Source organism: Anaerolineales bacterium (genome assembly GCA_015075625.1).
Classification (GTDB): domain Bacteria; phylum Chloroflexota; class Anaerolineae; order Aggregatilineales; family UBA2796; genus UBA2796.
Genome location: JABTTZ010000005.1, coordinates 1 through 21324 on the forward strand (window position 1 = coordinate 1; position 21324 = coordinate 21324).

Below are 21324 nucleotides of genomic sequence, written 5' to 3' on the forward strand. Positions count from 1 at the left end.
CTAGGGGGTGAGGGTCTGTGCCTAAGGTGAGTTATTAATAAGATGTTGCGTGCCATTGTTCTCATCCCTCTCATCCTGCCCCTTTGCAACCACAGGGTAAACGAAACCACGTGCGTAAGTCTTATTTAGAACTTACGCAGTTGAACGTGTTTCCCCCGTATTCATCGAAAGGGGATGTTTGAGGACGAAGCCCACTCAAACAATGGATTCCCCCTTCTCCCAGTGGGAGAGCAGGTACATACCGAAGGCGGGTCGCAGGGGGATGAGGGCAACTGCGCAACGTCTATTATTGTACTCGACTGGTCGGAAAGACCAGAATAGATCGCACCGCCTTGCTATACACTTACCAGATAGGGGATCACCATGACCACTGAACGAGATCGCTATGCCGAACGGATGATGAATCCACCAGCCCCACTGGATCGGAAACGTGTCCTCACCATCGCCTTTATCGCCTTTGTCGTCGTCTTTTTTCTGTGGCAGACGCGAAGTATTATCCTCTACCCGTTTTACCTGCTTGTCACCTACGTTCACGAGATGGGGCATGGCTTGGCGGCAGTTTTTACGGGGGGGCGCTTCGTCAGTTTTCATGTCTACCCCAATGGGGCGGGGGTTGCTTATACGGACGGCGGCAACCAACACCTGATCTTGGTGGCGGGGTATGTGGGAACGGCGCTTTTTGGGGCGATGCTGCTCTACCTCGCCAACCGTGTCCGACGTGTGACGTTGGTGTCCTATGGAATGGCGGCTTTTTTCATCCTCTCTGCGCTCTTTTTTGGCGGTTCGGGCGGCTGGAATATGATCACCGCAATCACCGCCTTTTTTGCCATTATGATCGGTGTGACGGCAGGGGTAGGGTTCATTGCCCTTGCCCGCTATGGCAACCGCACGGCGAATGTCTTGATTTTGAACACCTTCGCCTTCATCATCGGCTTTAATGTCATCAATGACTTCCTCTACCTGTTTAACAACCAAACCATTGGGATTGACGATATTCCGAATGATGCCGCAGCCATGGCAAAACTGACCAGTACTCCTACGGCGTCGTGGATCATTCTTTGGCTGATGATCTCTATTTTGATGATGGGCATCGCCGCGATTTACGCTTTTGTAGACCAAAAACAGGCGAGAGTAACTGGTTGAGGGGATTTCTCATGGCGTCTTTGTCCTGAGGACAAACCATTTTCCAACCCACTGCCGATCATTTTCGCGCTACAATGCAAGGTAGCAAGGTATGAGCGCGTGCGATGACCGTCAAAATTCTGATTGTAGACCCCGATATTTCCTTCAGCGTGCCGATCAAGCGGGCGCTAGAGCAGCGCGGTGATTATCGCGTTCATACCTTTGCCAGTGGGCAGCCCGCACTGGAAATGCTTCAACGCGATGCCCACGATGTGGTGATCCTTGACGCGGATATTGCCGACATTGCCCTTCCCGCCCTGATCCATGCCATGCGGCGCGTCCAACCCTGGCTGTATGTCATGATCAGCACGACGCCAGATCGAGATAAGCCCGCCGTCCGTCCCCTCAATGTGCAAGGGATGATTGCTAAGCCCTACCTTGCCCGCAATCTGATTCATGCCCTAAGTGCGGCGGTGCGCTGGATCGAAGTGCGCCGCACGGCGACGGGCGGACGCGGGGCAGCCGAGCAACCCCCTAGCGAGCCGCTTCGCACGCTTGCTACCCTAACTATTCCCGACGCGCCGCCCTCTCTAGAGGATACGCCGAATCTAGGGAGGAAGCTAACTAGTGGGGCAATCAGCGAGCCGCCCATTCCCGACGACGCCACTGCCCGCGATGTGTTCCGGCGCACCAGCAAGCCGCTGCCTCCCGAACCGCCCCTTCCCGAAGAGGCGACAACGCCCACCGTGAACGTGGCGGGTCGCACCAGTGATTCCGCCCCGCCCCCACCAGACAGCCTCCCTGAAATGCCGCCGGAGGAAGCCCAAACGCTGGTGGAGGCGTCCCTTGCAGCGCTGGCATTAGAGATCACCGATGACGCCACAATCCCGTTGGAACGTCTGCCAGAGGCATTCGAGAGCAGTTCGGAACACCTTCCGCCGGATGCCCGTCCCACCTTCAACCCCCTAGCGCTTTGGCAGCACGCCGATGATTTGAATGAGCCAACCCTTGTGGAGGCGCCGCCAACCCTCCCCGCATCCCTTCAGGGTGAGCCTTCCGACGTGCTTGAAGATGACATGGCGCGAACCTTCCGCACCCTGATTGGGGAGGAGACTTCCCCCCTACAACCCGTGAGCGATGCCCTGCCCCCAGAGGCTGACATAGCTCATCCGCCGCCACCCCCGGCTGATGCGGCAGACGCGCCTGAACCGGTCACTATGTTGGCACGGATGGCGCTTTACCTCACACAGATCACCACCGGCTCAGCAGCGCGGGCAGCGCTCTTAATTCAGGATGGCAGCCTGATTGCCCAATCGGGCGGGATTTCGGAACGGGACATACGCGGCTGTGTGGCGGATGTTGCAAAGGCGTGGTCAAAAGGGGCGGCGGGACCATCCCCTGAATCAACTCCGGCAAAACTGAGTTATGTGGAACTGCCAAGCGGTAGCGATTACCTGATGTATTCGGTGCAGACGGTGGAAGGGATGATCCTTGTCATGCTGTTCCCCGGTGATGTGCCGTTGGGAACGATCCGCAAACAGGCAAGTTCCCTGCGCGGGGCGTTGATCAGCGTCCCTGATAGCGCCGAGGCAGTCGAATCTGAGGCAGTCACTGCTGACTCTGAGGCGGCGACGACACTTCCCTCCCGCCCCACAGATATGATTCCGCCCGAAGGGCTGCGCGAGGCGCTGACCATTGCCTCCCCTCTCGCCAGCACGCCGGAGTCGCCCGCTCTCGCTGCGCCGTCCAGCCCAGAACGCCCCACTGTCCCTTACGCCGCGTTCACCTTTGTTTGGCTCCCACGCAGCGGCACGCTGAGCGATTATCAGGTGGCAATGCTCCCTACCTGGTTAGAACGGGCGGCGCTGCCGAGGTTTTGGGATATTGAGAGTGTGCAAGGGCAGCCAACGCACGCGGTGATCCACCTGCGCTTGCCGGAAGGGACATCGCCCTACGAGGCGCGAACGACCCTTCAGCAAGAAACCGCGCTGAGCGCCGGAGCTGATGATTTTTGGGCAGAGGTCTATTATCTTGTGACGGGGGGGCGGGAGGTGACCCCCCAAGAGGTGGCAAATTTATTGGAATTCCACCGCGAGGCGGCGGGGTAACTGTGTTTTAGGGGATTCCGAACCACCTTCTGATCCCTCATACCCCCTCATGGGGGATAAGCTCCACCGTGAGTCCGCTACCCCAACCGTATTTGGCATCCATAAGCGCGGCTATGGCGGAGATCAACGCCGGATCGTCTTCCGGGGGGAGGATGCGCCCCCCCGCCCGTGTAGGGGGACGATGGGCGGCGTTATCTTCCCGCGTGCCGATGCTGAAGGTGACCAGTGGGTTTGCCATAATATTGCGCACCCAATGCGCTTTATCGCCCGACTCGGCAACCATGTAATAACACCCCTCATGTTCGACAAACCAAATTTCGATCTGGCGCGGTTCGCCAGAGGTGCGCCCTGTCGTTGTTAGGTAGAGAAAAACAGAATTAGCATCGCTTGTCATGGATCAGCCCTCATCCTATCCGTTTGCCAAACTGTGGCGTATTTAGGGTGTGTTGAATCTGTAATCAGAAAATGCGCCCATGCCCCATGCCGTGAGTCCCGTGCTAAAGCACGAGGCTGAAAGCAGGGGAAGAGAAATCCATACCCTACCGTAGGGACTCCCTCTAGGGCGTCCGCTTTACCCTGTGTGGTTGACCATTCGGTCACAGTTTGCGCACGATGGTCACTTCGCAAGGGGGGAGCGTTTCCCCGCCCTCTAGGGTGACCGTCAAACGTAAGAGATAGCGCCCTTCAAACAAATTGCTGATCGTTGCTCCCTTTGCCAAAACGCCCTCTGTAATGGGCTTGCGGATGGGCGTTTGCAGCACCCACCGCGGACGTGTGATGGAGGCACTATCAAGGTATTCCACCTCGAGAAGATAGCTAAAAAAGTTCTCTGGATCGGCGCTCCCTCGAATATCAAAAGCGTCAAAATTGAGCGCTGCCCCTTCAACAGGGAAAGTGATTGTTGCGTGAGGGTTGGTACACGTTGGTTTGGGGGCGTTCGCTTCTACGGTTGCCACGCGATAGACAAAGGCGGCGGTAATGATGGCGGGCGGAACATTGGTGGGGGAGGATGTGGGGATGCGGGCTTGCGCCTCTTGAATACGGGTTATCCCCACAAGCCCAATAAACACAAAATTGACGATCAACACAAGGGCAAGAAGATAGACCACATAGCGGTATGGACTGGTCATGATGTTACGGAATGCCGTCCGGTAGACCGCCCCCGTACTGGTTGTGGTGCGGTTATGCTGACGCCACGATTCAAAAGCAGCCTCGGCGTCAAAGGTGGGGGGTGGGGTTTCGCCGCCCGTTGGGGCATGAGAGCGTGTCCAATAATCATCGCCCTGATAAGGTTCGTTGGGATACACCCGCCGCCGCTGACGGTCATAGGCGGCACGTTGGAGCGGATCGGTCAGGACATCATAGGCGTCATTCAGAAGGCGGAACTGCTCAGTTGCCCACACTTCCCGTCCTGGGTTTAGGTCGGGGTGGACGGCTTTTGCCTGCTGCCGATAGGCGCGATGGATCATCTCAATGGGCGCATCGGTGGGGATATTCAGCCGAGCGTAGAAATCGTTATAGAGGTCGTAGCGTATGATTTTCCGTGCCATAGGGGAGAGTCTGACACAGATTATCCCAAGAGGCAATTAAAAAGGAGCGCAAACAGTCCTCATAACAGGCGTATTCTCCCCTACAAGGAGGGGTGTTGTTGGAGAAAATCCGGCGGGAATAGGGTTGTACGATAAAATCCCCTTATTCCAGTATTGGCTATCCCATCAAGGCGCACCATGAACCTTCAACCACGCACGTCTTCTCGTCTCTGGATACGTCTGCTCTTTCTTGCTCTCGGTTACATTGCTTTCATCTTGCTTGGCTCGCCAGAGGGCTTGCGCGGTGTGGCATGGACGCCCATTCAAGCAGAGTTCAAAGTAACCCCCGACTTTTTGGGGGTTTTGCTGTTTCCGCCAACGGTTGGGTACTTGCTCTCCAGTTTTTTCAGCGGGCGGGTGACTGGGCTGTTGGGGACGGGGCGGGCGTTGGCATGTGCCGCCGCGCTGATGGGCATGGGGCTGGTTGGCTACGGCGTAGCCCCAACATGGCTTGCTATCGTCAGCATCGGCTTTGCCATCGGGTTTGGGGGGGGGATCATCGATGCCGGACTGAACACCTTTCTTGCCGCCCACTATCACCCTAGCCTGCTCTATTTGCTCCATGCCTTTTTTGGCGTGGGGACGACGCTCAGCCCGCTGTTCATCACCGATATTCTACGGCGGGGGGAATCCTGGCGGCTGGCGTATCAACTTGTCGGTGGGGCAGCATTTGTGCTGGCGGTTATTTTTCTGCTCACCAGCCCCTTGTGGAATCGCTTTGAGCGACAACCAGCAAAAACGAAGGCGGATGCTTCTGCCGTCCCCGTCGCACGTACCGCGCTTTTCGCAACGCTCCGCCTCCCCATGACGTGGTTGGGGATCGTCCTTTTTTTCATCTATGCCGGTGTGGAAGGGACGGTGGGGGCATGGGCATTTTCGGTGTTTACCGCACAAGGGGTGAGTGAGGTGAACGCTGGCGCTTGGCTAAGTACCTATTGGGGGACGTTCACACTGGGGCGCGTTTTGTCCATTGGGGTGGCGCAGGTTCTCTCTACCACAACACTTTTGCGCGGGGCGATGATCAGCGTCATTGGCGGGGCGCTGCTGTTTGTGTGGAGTCCTTCGCCAGAGGTGGGCTTGGCGGGCGTCGTCCTCATTGGGTTGTTCACCGCCCCCGTCTTTCCGGCACTCATCGCCAACACTGGAGATCGCGTGGGGAACAGCCATGCTCCTAACGCGATTGGTTTTCAGGTGGCAGCAGCGGGCTTAGGGTTGGCAGTTATGCCCGGCTTGGCGGGCTGGCTGGCAGTCAACACGCCGGGAAAGTTCACCTCAATTTCCCTCTCCGTATTGGTTGTTGCTCTCTTGATTTATGCCCTTTACGAATGGACACTCCTTTTGGCGCGGCGAAAAGGAAACGCAGGGGAAGGCGTTGAGGATGCAACCTCAACCAGCCGGAGTACGTAGATGAGACAGGGAACAAGAAGCAGCTCAGATAAACAATTACAGGGAGGAATGCGCAGCATGAGCGCAGAAAACGCGATTGATGTGCGGGGCGTCACGAAACGCTATGGGACGTTCACCGCTGTGGATGGCATTAGCTTTGAAGTGCGGCGGGGCGAGATTTTCTCCATGTTGGGTCCGAACGGGGCGGGGAAAACAACAACACTGCGCATGATGTTAGATATCATCAAACCCGACAGCGGGACGATTGCCCTTTTGGGGTCGCCCTTTCATGAATCGATGAAGGCGCGGATAGGGTATCTTCCCGAAGAACGCGGGCTATACAAAAATGTGCGCGTCCTTGAACTGCTTGGCTACCTTGGATCGTTGAAAGGGATGAAACCCGCCGAGGCGATCCGCAAGGCAGATAAGCTGCTCGATGAGGTGGGTTTGGGGGAGAACAAAAAAAGCAAGATCAGCGAGCTAAGCCGGGGGATGTCCCAAAAGGTGCAGTTCATTGCCACCATCCTCCACGACCCTGACCTGTTGATCATTGACGAACCGTTTTCCGGTTTAGACCCAGTGAACACGGATATGGTCAAGGGGATGATCTACCGGATGCGCGATGAAGGGCGCACCGTGATCATGAGCATCCACGAAATGCATCAAGTGGAGGAAATGGCAGACCGCTTGATCATGATCAACAAAGGGAAGCGCGTTCTCTATGGGAGCGTTGACGAGGTGCGCGGGCAGTACGCCGAAAACGCGGTGATCATCTCTGGAAAAGGCGATTGGGGAGCGATCCCAGGCGTGGTCAGCATCCATTCCAATGATGGCGGGCGGGCGGTGACGCTCAAACTGGATGCCGGAGTCACCCCCGATCAGGTCATGCGTTATGTTGCCGACCAGCCCAATTATTCGGTTACGAGCTTTGCCCGTGCCGTCCCACGCCTAAATGATATTTTCATCCGTGTGGCGGGGGGTGTTCCGGCGACGAACGGCGCAGTGCGGGGGGCGGTGCAATGAATCTGATCAAACTCATCCGCATCGCCCGCCGCGAATATCTCACCAATTTTCGGCGGCGGTCATTTCTCTTTACGATGTTTGGCTTGCCGATCTTCCTCGTCGCTATTTTTCTGATCATCGGGGTGGTGACTACCAGCGCGATTGATAGCATTGACGGGTTTAAACGGATTGGCGTTGTTGACCAAGCCGGCGTATTCCCCGGAAGGGAAATCCCCGCCCCCTTTGCGCTCTACGAATCCCTTTCGGCAGCCGACGCCGCCCAAAAAAGCGGGGAAGCAGACGCCTATTACGTGATTCCGGCGGATTACCTGAAAACGGGCATGGTTGAAGCCTATTACAGCCAAGCGAAGGCGCTCAACGATGGGGCGCGGGATGCCCTTTTCAAAGCGATCAAGGGCGCACTTGCCACCCGTTTTAACAATCCCGACATTGCCGCCCGTCTGGAAAATCCCGTCGAAAACCTGACCTATTTCCGGCGGGGGGTGAACGATGCCGTCCCCGAAGCGGCGCTGACGGCGATCTTCCTTGTGCCGTCTATCGTTGGGACGCTCATTTTCATGCTGACGATGACCAGTTCACAGTTCCTCATGTCGGGGTTGGTGGAAGAAAAAGAAAACCGCATGATGGAAGTGTTCATGACCAGCGCCCGCCCCATCGAGATGATGAGCGGCAAGCTGCTAGGGATGGGCTTGTTGGGGCTGACTCAGCTTGGTGTGTGGGGACTTTTCGGGCTGGCATACTTGCTCGTGAGCGGTCAGCTTGGGGATATTGGGAAAATTCTCGCTGCACTGCAACTGACCCCGATCTTCATTTTCGTCACCTTGATCATGACGCTCTTGGGGTATCTGTTCTACGGCTCAATCTTGGCGGGGATTGGGGCAACCGTCAACGCCGAAAAAGAAGCGCAGCAGTATGCCACCCTGATCGTCCTCGGTGGGGTTGCACCGTTGGCGCTGGTGATCGTCTTTCTGCTTGACCCCAACGGCGGGGCGGCGCAACTGATGAGCGTGATCCCCCTAACCGCGCCCATTGCCCTGATCATTCGGCTTTCCTTGGCAACTGTCCCCACCGCTCACATCCTCTTCAGCATGGGGGTGATGGTTGTCTCGGTGATCGTTGCTATCTATTTTTCGGCGCGGGTGTTCCGCATGGGGATGTTGAATTACGGCAAGGGCGGCGTTTTTCGTATCCTGCGGCAGGCGGTCTTTGGTGCTCGCACGCCGCGTCTGGTGGAAACCCCTTCGGAGGTGCGTTCATGACGGGCAAATGGTTCGCTGTGTTCCGCTACGAATTTTTGCGGACGTTCAAACGGCGTAGTTTTCAGTTCCTTGCCTTCGCTGTTCCGCTGCTGCTGATCGTAGGATTCTTCACTATCCGAGGGATTCAAGAAGCACGGGCGGCACGGGGAGAAGATGCCCCTAGCGCCCCCGCGGAGGACAGTCCCCTTCAGCGGGCGTTCCTCCCCCTTGGTTTGGTCGATCTCGCCCATTTGCTCGGCGGGAAAACACCCGCTGGCATGATCGCTTATCCCTCGGAGGAAATAGCCACCAGCGCCTTAGAACAGGGAACGATCAGCGGCTATTACGTGATCCACGCCGACTACCTGAAAACAGGGCAGCTTGACCTGTTTTTCGACCAATTCAACCTGAATACCCTGAGTGCAACGGGACTGCGGACAGCGTTAGCAGAGGCGCTGGTGGCAAAGACGGGACAGAATGTTGATCCGCAGGTGATCACCCGCTTGGGGGAGCGCCGTCCCGCCGTTACCAATAACATCCTCCGCGATTCGGGGGACACCCAAAATCAACATGAAGGTGCGGCGCTGATCCTCGTCTATGTCTTTGTCTTGTTCCTCATGTTCAGCACCTTTGGGACAAGCGCCTACTTGATGCAGAGCGTCGTTGAGGAAAAAGAAAACCGCATGGTGGAAATATTGCTTTCCTCGCTGCGCCCGCGTGAGCTTTTGGCGGGGAAGTTCATCGCGCTCAGCCTGTTGGGGCTAGTTCAGACCGTCGCTTGGGGCGCAGCCATCCTGATCATCCTCACCCAATTGGGGACGGTCATCCCCGGTGTGACGATTACGATCTCCACCAACCAGTTAATCGTCCTCGGCATCTTCTTCATCCTCGGCTACCTGCTTTTTTCCTCTGCCTATGCCGCAGTGGGGGCGCTGGTGACGAACATGCGGGAGGGTCCGCAGCTTGCCGTCGTGGTGACGCTGCCAGCCAGTTTCCCCTTGTACTTCATTCCCATTTTTGTCGCTGCGCCGGGGGGGCCGCTCGCCATTGGCTTAAGCCTCTTTCCGCTGACCGCGCCGGTGACGATGGTTGCCCGCGCCGCGTTGGGGGAAGTGCCAACCGAACAAGTCATCGTCAGCGCTGTGATCCTCACGCTGACAGTGGCGGGCTTTGTCCTCTTGGCGGCACGGTTGTTCCGCGTGAACAGCCTCCTTTCGGGGCAAATGCCTAAACTGCGGGATATTCTGAAATTGGTGCGAGAGAGTGCCTAGATCAAGGTCTGTTGAGGGTGGTGTAGACTACACAAGGGCAACATGAGGGAGTTTCTCCCTTGCAGCTTGAATTCTAGGGTGTGTTGACATTGTAACCCCAGTGCGCCCGCCGCTAAAGCAGCGGGCTAGGAGTAACCACTTACCTACCACCACACCCACCCCGACGATGACTCCCGTCACCGCTCCTCCCGGTGGTGGCGGCGAGTGGATGTGGGTCGATGGCGAGTTGATCTTCGTCTGCGGGGTGATTTGGGAGTAGGGCGGACGGTGGCGGAGCGTCCGCACGGTGATTATCGTCCGTGCCGATGGGTCGGGGCGCGATGCCCATCCGGGGATGGCGTTCCTCGGTGTCCCCCCGACGTGGTACGTGCCGGCGCAGGCGCAAGCAACGCCCACGCCTGTGCCGACACTAACACCCCAAGCCCAAAACCTAAATATCCTTGCTCTCTTTTGTCGCTATAAAGATGATCCTATTTCTCCCCTACCGACGCCAAGATCTCCTTATGAAAACCCTAATTTTATTAGCTCACAACTCCAAAGGGTGGATTTTCCAAGTCTTTCCCACTTTTGGTCTGCTCAGTCAGGCGGGCAAGTAAATATTGCCTATGTTTATGCCTACCCGGACTGGGTAGAACTTCAGGGGACATATGAGTATCTAAAGAACTTGAGCATGTTAAATTTAGTTTTTGAGTGCGCTCAAGCTGCCTTTTCAAAGGGTGTCACTTTTTCGGGGTTTGAGCGACAAAATAATGGTGTCGTTCTTATGTATTTCAACTATTTTTTAATGGGTCAAAATGAAGGTCCTTCTGGCGTGTTTCAACCGAATATACCACCACTTATCATAGGGAACACCACCTACATCATTGATCCTGTACTCATTGCCAATATTCAATCGAGGTATGTTCCTCCGCCTATTTTATCCATCACAGCGCATGAAGTCGGGCATGTGTTAGGACTCGATCATTCTTATAGCCCTTATTGGCGAGGGGAACCGCAGCCTTATGGATCGTCATGGGACGTGATGAGCGATGCACTGGGCAATTATTCTATTTACCCAACGTTATCAGCCACAACTACAGGTACCCCATCGCCTGTCCAAAAAACATGCGGGCAATGGGATACTACTGGTGAGTTGTTCTGTATACCGAATAATGCGATAGCTTTTCATCGGTACAGATCAGGTTGGTTTCAACCGACACACGTTGAGGAAGTTGGCAGTCCATCGGCACGCATTATCAAGCTTAAGGTGCTAGATAGCGCTCCTATTAATCAGAGTGCGAACGAAAAATATATGATACGAATTGATATACCCCCACGTTTCGAGCATGATAACCGATCGTTTTATACGATAGAGGCGAGAAAACTGGGGAATCTTTATGATAAAGGACTGCCCATACTGATCGATAGACCCGTGATTTTGATACACCGCATTGAGGATGCAAGTGGAGTTGCAGTTGTCGTTGATATTGATAAACGGCGTGCAATGGCAGGTTATGAAGTGAGGTATGTCTGCAATTTAGGAAAGGATCAACGGAAAAACCCAAACGATTTAGGAGCAATTTGGCTTACAAATCAGATGTTTATTGATGAGAAGACAGATATTCAGGTGAAAGTAATTGGATATGACCCAATAACGGAAACGTTCACCATTGATATCCAGGTGGGACAAAATGCGCCGCCACCACTACCAGACGAATGTCAATGACAAATAGGGAAAATCTCCAAGTATCATGAAATCAAAATTTGCGACAACCTTCTGGTTTGCTGTGGTTCTTTTGGTTTGCTTAGGAATATTAATCAGCAATATGGGCATTCCCAAATTGCCTCTGAGAGCGTTTGGTGCGCCAGCGCAAGCTTCTATTGATCTTGATGCTACACATTCCCTAATATTACTCACCGTGACGGTTTATTATGCAACGATGGGTACCCCACCTCCCCCTGCACCTCCAACAGAAACCTTCAGTTTAGGGGATCACCTAACCGCTGATCATTTCCAGAAAACTCGTTATTGGTCTGTTCATCATTCATGGCTCACTAATGACGCTAGGGAAACACAAATTTATTTTGAGACAATGACTGCCCTCGCGCCCACAGCCACACCGACGGCAAGCCCATCGAAAACAGCAACGGCCACCCCCACACGGACTCCCACCCCGACGGCGACGCCCTTCCCCGCAATTATCCCCTACCCTACTGGCTTTCCTCCCGTCTGCCCCGGTGGTGGCGGCGAGTGGATGTGGGTCGATGGGGAGTTGGTCTTTGTTTGCGGGGTCAGTTGGGAGTAGTCCATCCATAGACGACGAACGACGCCCGCACGGTGATCCTCATCCGCGCTGATGGGTCGGGGCGCGATGTCCATCCGGGGATGGCGTTCCTCGGTGTCCCCCCGACGTGGTACGTGCCGGCGCAGGCGCAAGCAACGCCGACACCCACACTATCGAACACTCTCATCACCGTGTACACGAACTGCCGCGAGGTCAATTTCAGGGCTGCGCCAAGTACCAGCGCCACCCTTCTAGGGACAATCCAACCCGGCACGCCCATCCGCCTTGACCCAACCTCGAAAACACCCTCGGCAGATGGTTATATCTGGTATCGTGCCGAAGTGATGTTAGCTGGCACGCTCCATGATGGGTGGATCGTCGCTCAACGCTACAGTGATTACTTTGTCTTCGATTTTGACCGTTCACCGAACTGCACACCTGCCCCTACAGCGACTTTGCCCCCTTCACCTACGTCCGCAAGTACCTGTCAGTTAATCCTTCCTAATAGTGCCACTCGTCAAGAGATTCACCTGTTCCGGGCGCCGATACGCGGTAATCCGGCAGAACAGAAAATCACTGTGGCAAATTCAGTTATTATTGACGCCTATGCCATCGATCCCCTCAATCATCGCTTGTGGTTTCGTAGAACAGAAGGCATTGCCAACGTGCCTGCGGGTGCGGTGCTGCGCTGGATTCAGGTTATCACACCTCCTGCGGGGTTCATTCTGCAATCGCAAGGGATCATTGTCCCCGGAAAAGATTTTGATGGGGTAAAATCAGCCAGTCTAGAGCGCGATCAAATCGAAGCCTGCCTCTCCAACCTGTCAAAGGCGAATCTCAGCGGTCATTATGCGCTCCCTCCGCTAGACCAAGTGCCGTGGGAGATGACATCCCCCCTCACCTTTACCCATTACCCTGTGAGCATGTACCAGACCTGTGTCGCATTCACCGCAGAGCATCGACATATCCACATGATCTCTGGCTTTGCCGATGCAAAGGGTGGCTATTGGGATCCTGGGTATCATTTTGGGGTGGATTTCTTCGCTCCACCTGATAGTGTGGTCTATGCCAGTGGGGATCGAGGGCTTGTAGTCGCCTTGCTGCATACAGATGAGACGACAGGCGCGGCTTGGGGAGATTACAAAGTGAAGGAAATCACTTCTATGTTAACCCCCTTTGCAGTGGTTATCCGTTATGGGCATCTTTTTGTTATCTATGGGCATTTGCAAACAATTGATCCCAATATTTGGGTGGGAAAACGTGTTGATGCTGGTACGAGGCTGGGTACCATTGGAATATACAAGACCAGTAATCCACATCTGCATATGAGTGTCATGGGTTTTGGACGTGAGACACCCAATGCCTATGTAACATGGGCGCAGGAAATCGATCCTCAAAACCCCCAAGCACCAAAGCCTAATCAATGGGGAATTCCCGATTTCCAACGGACAGCACTACGATCAGAGGAATTTGGTTACCCCAAGCGTGCTTATGATTTCACCCAATTTTTTGAACCTGATCCTATTCTGGCAGCTACAACAGTTGCCACAGGGGCGCCCAACACGCTGGAGCAACCTATCCTTAGGGGCTCGATCTGGGCTGAAGACACGAACGGTCTATGGACACTGCTTGTCGTAAACGGGTTGGGAGGAAAGCATCGGACGATGATTCGCTTGGGCTTTCCCTGTGAAATTCCCTACTCCCAACGATTCCCAGAACCAACTGGTTGGCGCTATGTAGATCCCATTATCACGCCCACCATCCTGCCCCGCCATCGCAGTTTCATCTACTATCCAGGCGAGAAAAACAACTGGACACCTGCACCCGCCGATGATCCCCGCCTTGCCATGCCCGCACCTCATTTGCAACCAATACCGACTCTAACGCCTACGACAATCCCTTGATGAGAATACGCTAGATGGTTGAAACACAAAAGGCTGATACGATGCTCCGATCTTATAGATATAACTGCGTGGCGCGGCTTGGGATCGCTTTATGCATTTTATTCTCTTGTGTCGTGGGAAGGGAGCTTCCAATCCAAGGGCAGTCCAACCGCTTGAGAAAAATATCACCCTTCTCTCAAGCAAACTACATCGAATGGGCGCGAGATAGTCGCTCGTTTGTGACCTCATCGAGTCAACCTGTTGTGTCTGACAATTGGATTTATTATGCTATGGATAGTGATACTTTTACAGACAGTTCGATCTACCCTTTTTTGCCCCAACTCACAACGGAAGAAAACGCTTTATTTATCCGCCATCCAGATGCCTTTTCCTACCTCTCGCCTGATGGTCGCTATTTGATCTACGCGGGGGATACCTTTGTTTCAGAGGGGTATCCTTGGATGATTGGCGACAGGCAAACCCAAACAACCCGCATGATGGAGCCGCCTCTTCTTGAGCCTTTCAGTAAGAAAGATGGTTTCGATGTCACATGGGATCACGGCAGCAAGTCATTGATTATGACGGTCTGTGCAAATCCATTTTTCTGCTCACGTGCTAATGCCTATGTGTATGTTCGTGGCTTTGAAAATGGGCTTTCTAGCATCGTTTTTGACTATGAAGACCTGACCTTCCCCGTCCTTGCTGGGGTCGAGTATCGCACGCTGGAATTGCTTGATTTTTCAGGCAATGGGAGGTGGGCGCTCCTATGGGCGGGGATTCTTGAAGATGTACGCAAGATGGACGGATCAGTTCATGACCACCTGATAATGTACAATGTAATGAATCCCCAGAGCAGTTTCTTGATCACCGATTCCCTCGGGATAGTGCCTCGGTCATTTCGCTTTGCAACGCCAGATGGCTCCCAGATTCTCTACATTGATAATGTGGGCATCTATCGCTACGACTGGGCGAATCACACCAGCACGCTGCTGACCACCGAGGTAAACAACACCAAAGTAGACTTGGGAGCATTCTCCCCTGATGGACGCTGGCTTGTTTTTCAGTGGAACTATGAATTGTATTTATACGACTTACAAGGTCTCCCTGAAACCCCTCCCTCCCCCACGCCCCCTTTCCCTACCGCCTACCCTCATCCCACTGGCATTCCCGGCGGACAGCCAGCCTGCCCCGGCGGTGGCGGCGAGTGGATGTGGGTCGATGGGGAGTTGGTCTTCGTCTGCGGGGTGATTTGGGAGTAGGGCGGACGGTGGCGGAGCATCCGCACGGTGATCCTCGTCCGTGCTAATGGGTCGGGGTGCGATGCCCATCCGGGGATGGCGTTCCTCGGCGTCCCCCCGACGTGGTACGTGCCGGCGCAGGGGCAGTCCACGCCGACGCCCGTGCCGACGATAACACCTACTTGGCTACCTACCAAAATAGCGACAGCGAAAACGCTGAACATCCTCACCGTATTTTGCCAATACACACCGGACCCTGTCAACCCACTGCCAACGCCGCCCGTTCCTTACAGCGTCCCCTACCTTGTCAGCCTTGAACTCGCCAAGACGGTGTTTCCTAGTGTTGTCGATTTCTGGTCGGCGCAATCTCAAGGGAAAATAACGCTCAACATGGCAACGTTTCATTCCAGTTGGCTGACGATGGACTATACCAGCTATGAAGATTCCTTAGAGTACCCTTTAGTCGCTACAGACTGTCTGACTCAGGCTATACAAGATGGGGTCGATCTAAATCCATTTGTGCGATCTAACAACGGCATTGTGATCCTCTTTTTTGACTACTTCTTATGGAATAGGGCAGCCGCGTTTACGCCGCTTTCAGGAGGGATGCCCACAATCTATATCAATGGCTCGTTTTACACGATAGACCCTATCTTTGTGGGGAATGTTCAGTCAGTGATAAATATCCCCTCCCTCCAAGCGACAATTGCCCATGAGATAGGACATATTCTTGGGTTACTTCACTCGTATTCGCCCTACTATCTTCCAGGGGATGTGTATGGATCGGCATGGGATGTGATGAGCAACGCAGCCGGGACGCATCTTATCTATCCCACGCTGAATCCTGTTCCCCCCTTGGCGACACCAACTGCCGCCTTCCTTGTCTCCTGTGGGCAGTGGCAGACGGTTGACCAAGTATGTATTCCCATCAATGCCATTCCTATTCATCGCTATTATGCAGGGTGGGTTCAGCCCGCAGAGGTGGAAACGATTAGCGCACCCACGGCCAAAACGATTCGCCTGAAGGTTCTGGATAGTTCTCCGCTTACCACCAACCAGAACGAACGGTATATGATTCGCATCGACCTCCCGACGCGAACGGAGGATGCTGACTTTTATACGGTAGAGGCGCGGATGAATCGTCCCGACCAAGCCAGTTACGACAATGGTCTTCCGATAGATCGTCCGGTGGTACTTATTCATCGTGTTAAAGAGCCAGATTACGAGAGTCCCATTGCCCAAGTTGGACGCCCTGTCATCCTTGACATTGATAAACGAACGGATGGAGCGAATAGTTTTTTCACCCGCTATGCCTGTAACGACAGACAAGATAAGAATCGAAACGCTAATGATTTCGGCTCAGCTTTCTTTACTGGAGAGGAATTTATTGATGAAAAACAAGCCATTCAAATCACATTAAGAAGTTTTGATCCCTTCACCGACACATTTGATATTGATATCTCCGTCGGGCAACCCGTGCCGCCGCCCCCGCCGGGCGTATGCCCATAACCAGCGAAGCGAAAGGCGATTCTGATGAAACAACGCTTTGGGACAGCCTTTTGGCTGACCATGATTCTCCTCACCGTGGCTGGTATAGTCGTCATCTATCTTAATGGACAACGCCTCACTCCTCCGAACTATCTTGCCCCTGCACAACAAGCCACCGATCTATGGGTGGCTACGTTACGTGCTAATTCACGGCTGACGATGACCATAATTTACGCTACTGTAGGGACGCCCATGCCCACAGCCCGTCCCTCAAACACGTTTTCAGTAGCAGATAATTTAACGGCGGATCATTTCCGAAAAACGGGTGAATGGGCTTATCGTCGAGCTTGGCTCACAAATGATGCTTGGGCGACACACCTTTCCAGGCAAACCCTCACCGCCCTCGCCCCCACAGCAACCCCAACGCCAAGCCCATCGAAAACCCCAACGGCAACTCCCACCTCAACCCCTACACGGACTCCCACGCCACCCTTCGGCGGTGGTGGTGATCCCCTTTGCCCCGGCGGTGGCGGCGAGTGGATGTGGGTCGATGGCGAGTTGATCTTCGTCTGCGGGGTGAGTTGGGAGTAGGGCGGACGGTGGCAACTCGTACACCGCGCCCCTTGACACTGTACGGGGGGGGGTAATATTAGCGGCGGTCTAGGATTACACCCGTGAGATTGCCTTCTTATGCGCCGTCGGCTGAGTCTGGTTGTTGTGCTGCTGAGCGGATTCGCCTTGCTCTGTGCGGGCGCCGCGCTGGTGCATCCGGTGAGGTCGCAGCCTTCCGGTGAGGCGGGGGCAGTCGTCATTCCGGCGGGGGATTCGATGGCGTTGGCGCTGGCGATCCTGAGGGCAAACGAGGCGGCGGCGCTAGATCGCACGGCATCGACAACAATCTACCTCAGCGGCGGGGTGTATTCCTTTAGCTATCCGGGCAGCCCATCGGCACCGCAGTTCCCCCCCATCACAGGGACGCTTGTCCTTCAGGGCGGGGACGCCGTGCTGGATTTCTCTGGAGCAGCGGGGATGAGCCTGCCGATAGTCGTCCTTCCCGAAGCGACGGTGACCATTCAGCACACGACCCTTCGCCTGACTCAAGGCTATGGGCGGACGATCCTCAATCAGGGACACCTCAGCCTCATCGACAGCACACTGGTGAACACCTCTGCGACGACAACAGGAGAGGGGGGCGGCATTGACAACCGAGGGGCGTTGACCCTGACTCGTGTCCAGATGCGCGATCATGTCTCCCATAGTGCGGCGGCGCCGGGTGGGGCAATCCTGAACAGCGGCGTGCTTACCGCCGCCTGCACGCTGTTCAGCGGAAATCACGCCTCGCAAGGGGGAGCGCTGTACAATGCCGAGGGCGGCGAGGCGACGATTACAGGGGCGACCTTTTCCGGCAACACCGCGAACGGCGGCGGGGCTATGTTTAATGCCGACTCGCGCCCCATCATGGCGACAGAAAGCTATTGGGGTGGTCAGTCGCCGGTGATCAACGACCTCTATTTCGGGACGGACACCATCAGCCAGCGCGTTGAGGTATTTCCCCTTGCCGAAGGCGATCCCCTGTCCAATGCCGCTTGTGTGACATCACCCCCTTCACCGCCGCCCATCCCCACCACCCCCGCTGCCAGCGGACAGGCGGTGGTTGTGCCACCGCTGAACTTCAGCCCCTTTCCGCTTGCCTACCAACCCGGCGGGCAGTCCTTCACTATCTTAAAACCCAACACCACGACGGAAATGCTCGACTTGCCTGCCCCCCTTGGCGCTCCGGTGTGGTCGCCCGATGGGCGCTTCATCGCCTTCGCCAGCTACGCCAGTGGGAATGCCGATATCTGGGTGCGTGATACACTCACCGGCATGGATACCAACCTGACAACCAGCCCGACGCTTGGCGAGGGAAGTCCGCAGTGGTCGCCCGATGGGACGCGCTTGGTGGTGGTGCAAACCATCCTGACCCCACCAACCGTCAGCCATAGGCTCGGTATCCTCGCCGCTGCTGACGGGCAGGTAACAACGCTCAATGTTCCTGTCGGGGTGGAAGTTCGTTCGCCGTCATGGTCGGCGGATGGGACGGAGATTTTCTATCGCGCTGCCGAGGTTTGGAACGACTTCACCATTGGATCGATTGTTGCTGTGCCTATTTCTGGCACAGGGGCAGAGCGCGTCGTCATTCCGGCGGGCAACATCCCCGTTGAAGGCGGCTACCTCACCGCCCCGATCTTTGTCTATGCCTCGCCCACACGTCCCGAAATCGTGTTCAGCGCACGGTATTGGTATACGCACCCTATCTATGGGTTACGGCAAAACACCCGCCTGTTTGTGGCGAACAACGACGGCTCAACGATTCGCCTTCTCCTCACTGGCACAGCGACGAAAATCGCCTTCAGTGGGGTCTGGTCACCCGACGGCAATCAGGTCGCCTTCAGCGATTACTTTGCCTCAACGATGCAGGTCATCCGCCGCGACGGGACGGGGGAAATCCTTCTGGCGGGGGTCTATGTCAGTAATCTGGGGTGGGTCACGCTGTTCGCGCAGCAGGCGACGCCGACACCGACACTCGTCGCACCCCCGCAAGACAGAACCGATTGGGTGGTTTATGCCTCTTTTGACAATGACAATAATTACGAACTCTACATGCTGAATGCCCGCACCACCGCAAGCCCCATACGCTTGACCTATCATGCTGCCGATGACTATCAACCGTCGTGGTCACCCGATAAGCGCTATATCGCTTTTATCTCGACACGCGATAATTCAGAGGGGGATTTGTACATTTTGGATGTCGTCGATCCAAATCATCCTGTTTATCGCCTTACTACCCCGACACAACCAACAGGGGCGGCAACAGCCAAAGCCGAACCTGTTTGGTCGCCCGATGGTTTGTCAATCGCTTTTCGAGTGTCTACCGCTGAGGTAGACTCTGCCGATCTCTGGCTATATACACAAGTTGCTGGAGAAGCCCATTATCACCCTTTGGTGACCACCCCCGGCAATGACTATGCACCAACTTGGTCAGCCTTGAATCAAATTGCCTTTGTCTCTAATCAAGACGAGCGTCCAGCGATATGGGTCATAGATATATCTGGCATTGTGCCTCAAAATCGTCGTGTGCTGGTCAACGCACAGCAACCGATTATTGATCCGGCTTGGTCACCAGATGGGACAAAAATCGGTTTTACAGCCCAACTTCCCAATGATCAGTATCAGATTTTTGTCTACGCGGTGGGGCAAGGCACATCTATCCCTGTAACAAGCACGAATTACAAAGCGGCGAAACCCACATGGTCGCCGGATGGCGTCTCTCTTGTCTTTATGGTCGATAATGGGCAAGTCAAGGATTTATACCTTGCCAAAGTTGATGGCAGTGAAGCAACTAGCCCCACCCGGCTGACGAATGGGACGCGCAATATACACCCATTCTGGTCATCAGCACAGCGAATTGAGCTTCCCCCAACACCCTCATCCACCCCCCATCCACCTTTAAGTTGTCAGATTACCCTCATCAACAAACGTTATGGTTTTGATCAATGGTTTGATGCCGATACACATGGGGCATCTGCCCAAAAACCTACACAGACCAGCCAATGGGTAGAAATTTCGCCTGCTCTAGGCAATGCAGGACCCTACCTCGTCCTTCAAAAATATGTCACGTCGAATCTTGTCCAAATTGACTATCCTAGTCGCCCTTTATGGATTGATTCCTCGGAAGTAAGTCCGGTAGGTGATTGTGCAACAGGGTACCCGACAGCTATTCCCACACTCACACCCATTCCGAGTGGGGACATCCCGTTGGGTGTTGCCGCCTGTGAGGGTGTTTTAGGTGGCATTCGTCTTACCAGTGGGCGGATTATGGATTATGCCGATTGTCGAGCAATTAATCCGACATTGGCAGACATTCCCCTTTATGATGAGCGTCGTGAATTAGGGCGTTTACTCTGGCTGTTGGAATATGGGCGATCCGCCGGCAATAGCGTTGAATTTGGGATACGTATAGAAGCCTTCTTCTGTGTGGAACTCATCGAGTCCTCTCTTCTTGACTATCAACACCTAAATGACATTTTCCTTGCGCTCTTGCAAACAAACTATGCTTTTCTAAAAGCCGAGCCAACGCTTGGGGGGGTACACCAAACATCCTGTGCCATTTTCGGGCAACCGGGCAATGCTCTACGCTTTGAACGTGTGGACGCATTGGGTGCGTCGGGTGAAGCAGCAAAGGCTGAGGGAAACACAATCTTTCTCTACAATACAGCCAAAAATAGAAATCGCCATACAGCCGCGAATATGATCCACGAAATCGGTCACTACATTAACGCCAAACTCGGTGGGGCAATCCTTGATGGAATTCCCAATCTAAATTCGCCCCTTGGACAGTTGCGAGATGGCAAATTGAAATTGGCAAATGGCACTGACTTTTCGGGTCAAATTGTTGCTCTGGATAAAGCACGAGATGGTATGCAACCTGACCCATATACGCAAAACGGAGGTGGCACATGTGGGGGTGACATAAGCTGTGCACGAAATGAGGAGTTCGCTGACATGTTCTTGCATTGGGTGTATGAAAAAGCAACAGGTGGCATTTTCCTCAATGATAAAGAGGATAAAGGGAATTTACGGCGGCAGTTCATGGATACGAATATGTCACCCGGACGTCCCAAGTGGGTTTGTCAACTTGCTAATTATGCTGCCAGTGCTTGTCAGTGAAAGG

The 21324-nt window shown here is 54.6% G+C and carries 15 protein-coding genes and 1 pseudogene; 13 read left to right on the forward strand and 3 right to left on the reverse strand.

Features of this window, described 5'->3' with window-relative positions:
• Positions 1–363 precede the first annotated feature (363 nt).
• Positions 364–1143 carry a M50 family metallopeptidase gene (locus HS103_19095; protein MBE7514900.1) on the forward strand — a complete coding sequence of 260 codons (780 nt, stop codon included), beginning with the start codon at positions 364–366 and terminating at the stop codon, positions 1141–1143.
• Positions 1144–1247: 104 nt separating this feature from the next.
• On the forward strand, positions 1248–3230 hold the full coding sequence (locus tag HS103_19100; GenBank protein ID MBE7514901.1) for a response regulator: 1983 nt from the start codon (positions 1248–1250) through the stop codon (positions 3228–3230).
• Positions 3231–3267: 37 nt separating this feature from the next.
• Here HS103_19100 and HS103_19105 read toward each other — a convergent pair whose 3' ends face one another.
• Both HS103_19105 and HS103_19110 read right to left on the reverse strand, forming a co-directional pair.
• Positions 3268–3624: a nitroreductase family deazaflavin-dependent oxidoreductase gene (locus HS103_19105; GenBank protein MBE7514902.1), complete on the reverse strand. Its 357-nt coding sequence runs from the start codon at positions 3622–3624 to the stop codon at positions 3268–3270.
• Between the two features lie 202 nt (positions 3625–3826).
• Positions 3827–4780 (reverse strand): J domain-containing protein, encoded by a 954-nt coding sequence (locus HS103_19110; protein MBE7514903.1) that lies wholly within the window; start codon positions 4778–4780, stop codon positions 3827–3829.
• Between the two features lie 177 nt (positions 4781–4957).
• Here HS103_19110 and HS103_19115 point away from each other — a divergent pair, with 177 nt between their 5' ends.
• The 4 genes from HS103_19115 to HS103_19130 are packed head-to-tail and all read left to right on the forward strand — an operon-like array spanning position 4958 to position 9737.
• On the forward strand, positions 4958–6226 hold the full coding sequence (locus HS103_19115; protein MBE7514904.1) for an MFS transporter: 1269 nt from the start codon (positions 4958–4960) through the stop codon (positions 6224–6226).
• 57 nt (positions 6227–6283) lie between these two features.
• Positions 6284–7228: an ATP-binding cassette domain-containing protein gene (locus HS103_19120; GenBank protein MBE7514905.1), complete on the forward strand. Its 945-nt coding sequence runs from the start codon at positions 6284–6286 to the stop codon at positions 7226–7228.
• On the forward strand, positions 7225–8487 hold the full coding sequence (locus HS103_19125; GenBank protein ID MBE7514906.1) for an ABC transporter permease: 1263 nt from the start codon (positions 7225–7227) through the stop codon (positions 8485–8487). The genes HS103_19120 and HS103_19125 overlap by 4 nt, the downstream gene beginning before the upstream one ends.
• The gene (locus tag HS103_19130; GenBank protein MBE7514907.1) at positions 8484–9737 is read left to right on the forward strand and encodes an ABC transporter permease; all 1254 of its coding nucleotides are present in this window, start codon (positions 8484–8486) and stop codon (positions 9735–9737) included. Before HS103_19125 ends, HS103_19130 begins: the two co-directional genes overlap by 4 nt.
• Positions 9738–9764: 27 nt before the next feature.
• Here HS103_19130 and HS103_19135 read toward each other — a convergent pair whose 3' ends face one another.
• Complete coding sequence (locus HS103_19135) at positions 9765–10133, reverse strand: hypothetical protein (GenBank protein MBE7514908.1); 369 nt, start codon at positions 10131–10133, stop codon at positions 9765–9767.
• Between the two features lie 4 nt (positions 10134–10137).
• Here HS103_19135 and HS103_19140 point away from each other — a divergent pair, with 4 nt between their 5' ends.
• From HS103_19140 to HS103_19170, 7 genes and pseudogenes are all read left to right on the forward strand, one after another.
• Positions 10138–11442, forward strand: coding sequence for a hypothetical protein (locus HS103_19140; GenBank protein MBE7514909.1), 1305 nt, complete (start codon positions 10138–10140; stop codon positions 11440–11442).
• Between the two features lie 382 nt (positions 11443–11824).
• Positions 11825–11911: pseudogene (locus tag HS103_19145) on the forward strand (peptidoglycan-binding protein).
• Between the two features lie 143 nt (positions 11912–12054).
• A complete protein-coding gene (locus HS103_19150; protein ID MBE7514910.1) occupies positions 12055–13905 on the forward strand; it encodes a M23 family metallopeptidase in 1851 nt (616 codons plus the stop codon).
• Between the two features lie 14 nt (positions 13906–13919).
• Complete coding sequence (locus HS103_19155) at positions 13920–15143, forward strand: PD40 domain-containing protein (GenBank protein MBE7514911.1); 1224 nt, start codon at positions 13920–13922, stop codon at positions 15141–15143.
• Positions 15144–15170: 27 nt separating this feature from the next.
• Complete coding sequence (locus HS103_19160) at positions 15171–16631, forward strand: hypothetical protein (GenBank protein ID MBE7514912.1); 1461 nt, start codon at positions 15171–15173, stop codon at positions 16629–16631.
• A 24-nt stretch (positions 16632–16655) separates the two neighbouring features.
• A complete protein-coding gene (locus HS103_19165; protein ID MBE7514913.1) occupies positions 16656–17201 on the forward strand; it encodes a hypothetical protein in 546 nt (181 codons plus the stop codon).
• Between the two features lie 99 nt (positions 17202–17300).
• Positions 17301–21320 carry a PD40 domain-containing protein gene (locus HS103_19170; protein MBE7514914.1) on the forward strand — a complete coding sequence of 1340 codons (4020 nt, stop codon included), beginning with the start codon at positions 17301–17303 and terminating at the stop codon, positions 21318–21320.
• Positions 21321–21324 lie beyond the last annotated feature (4 nt).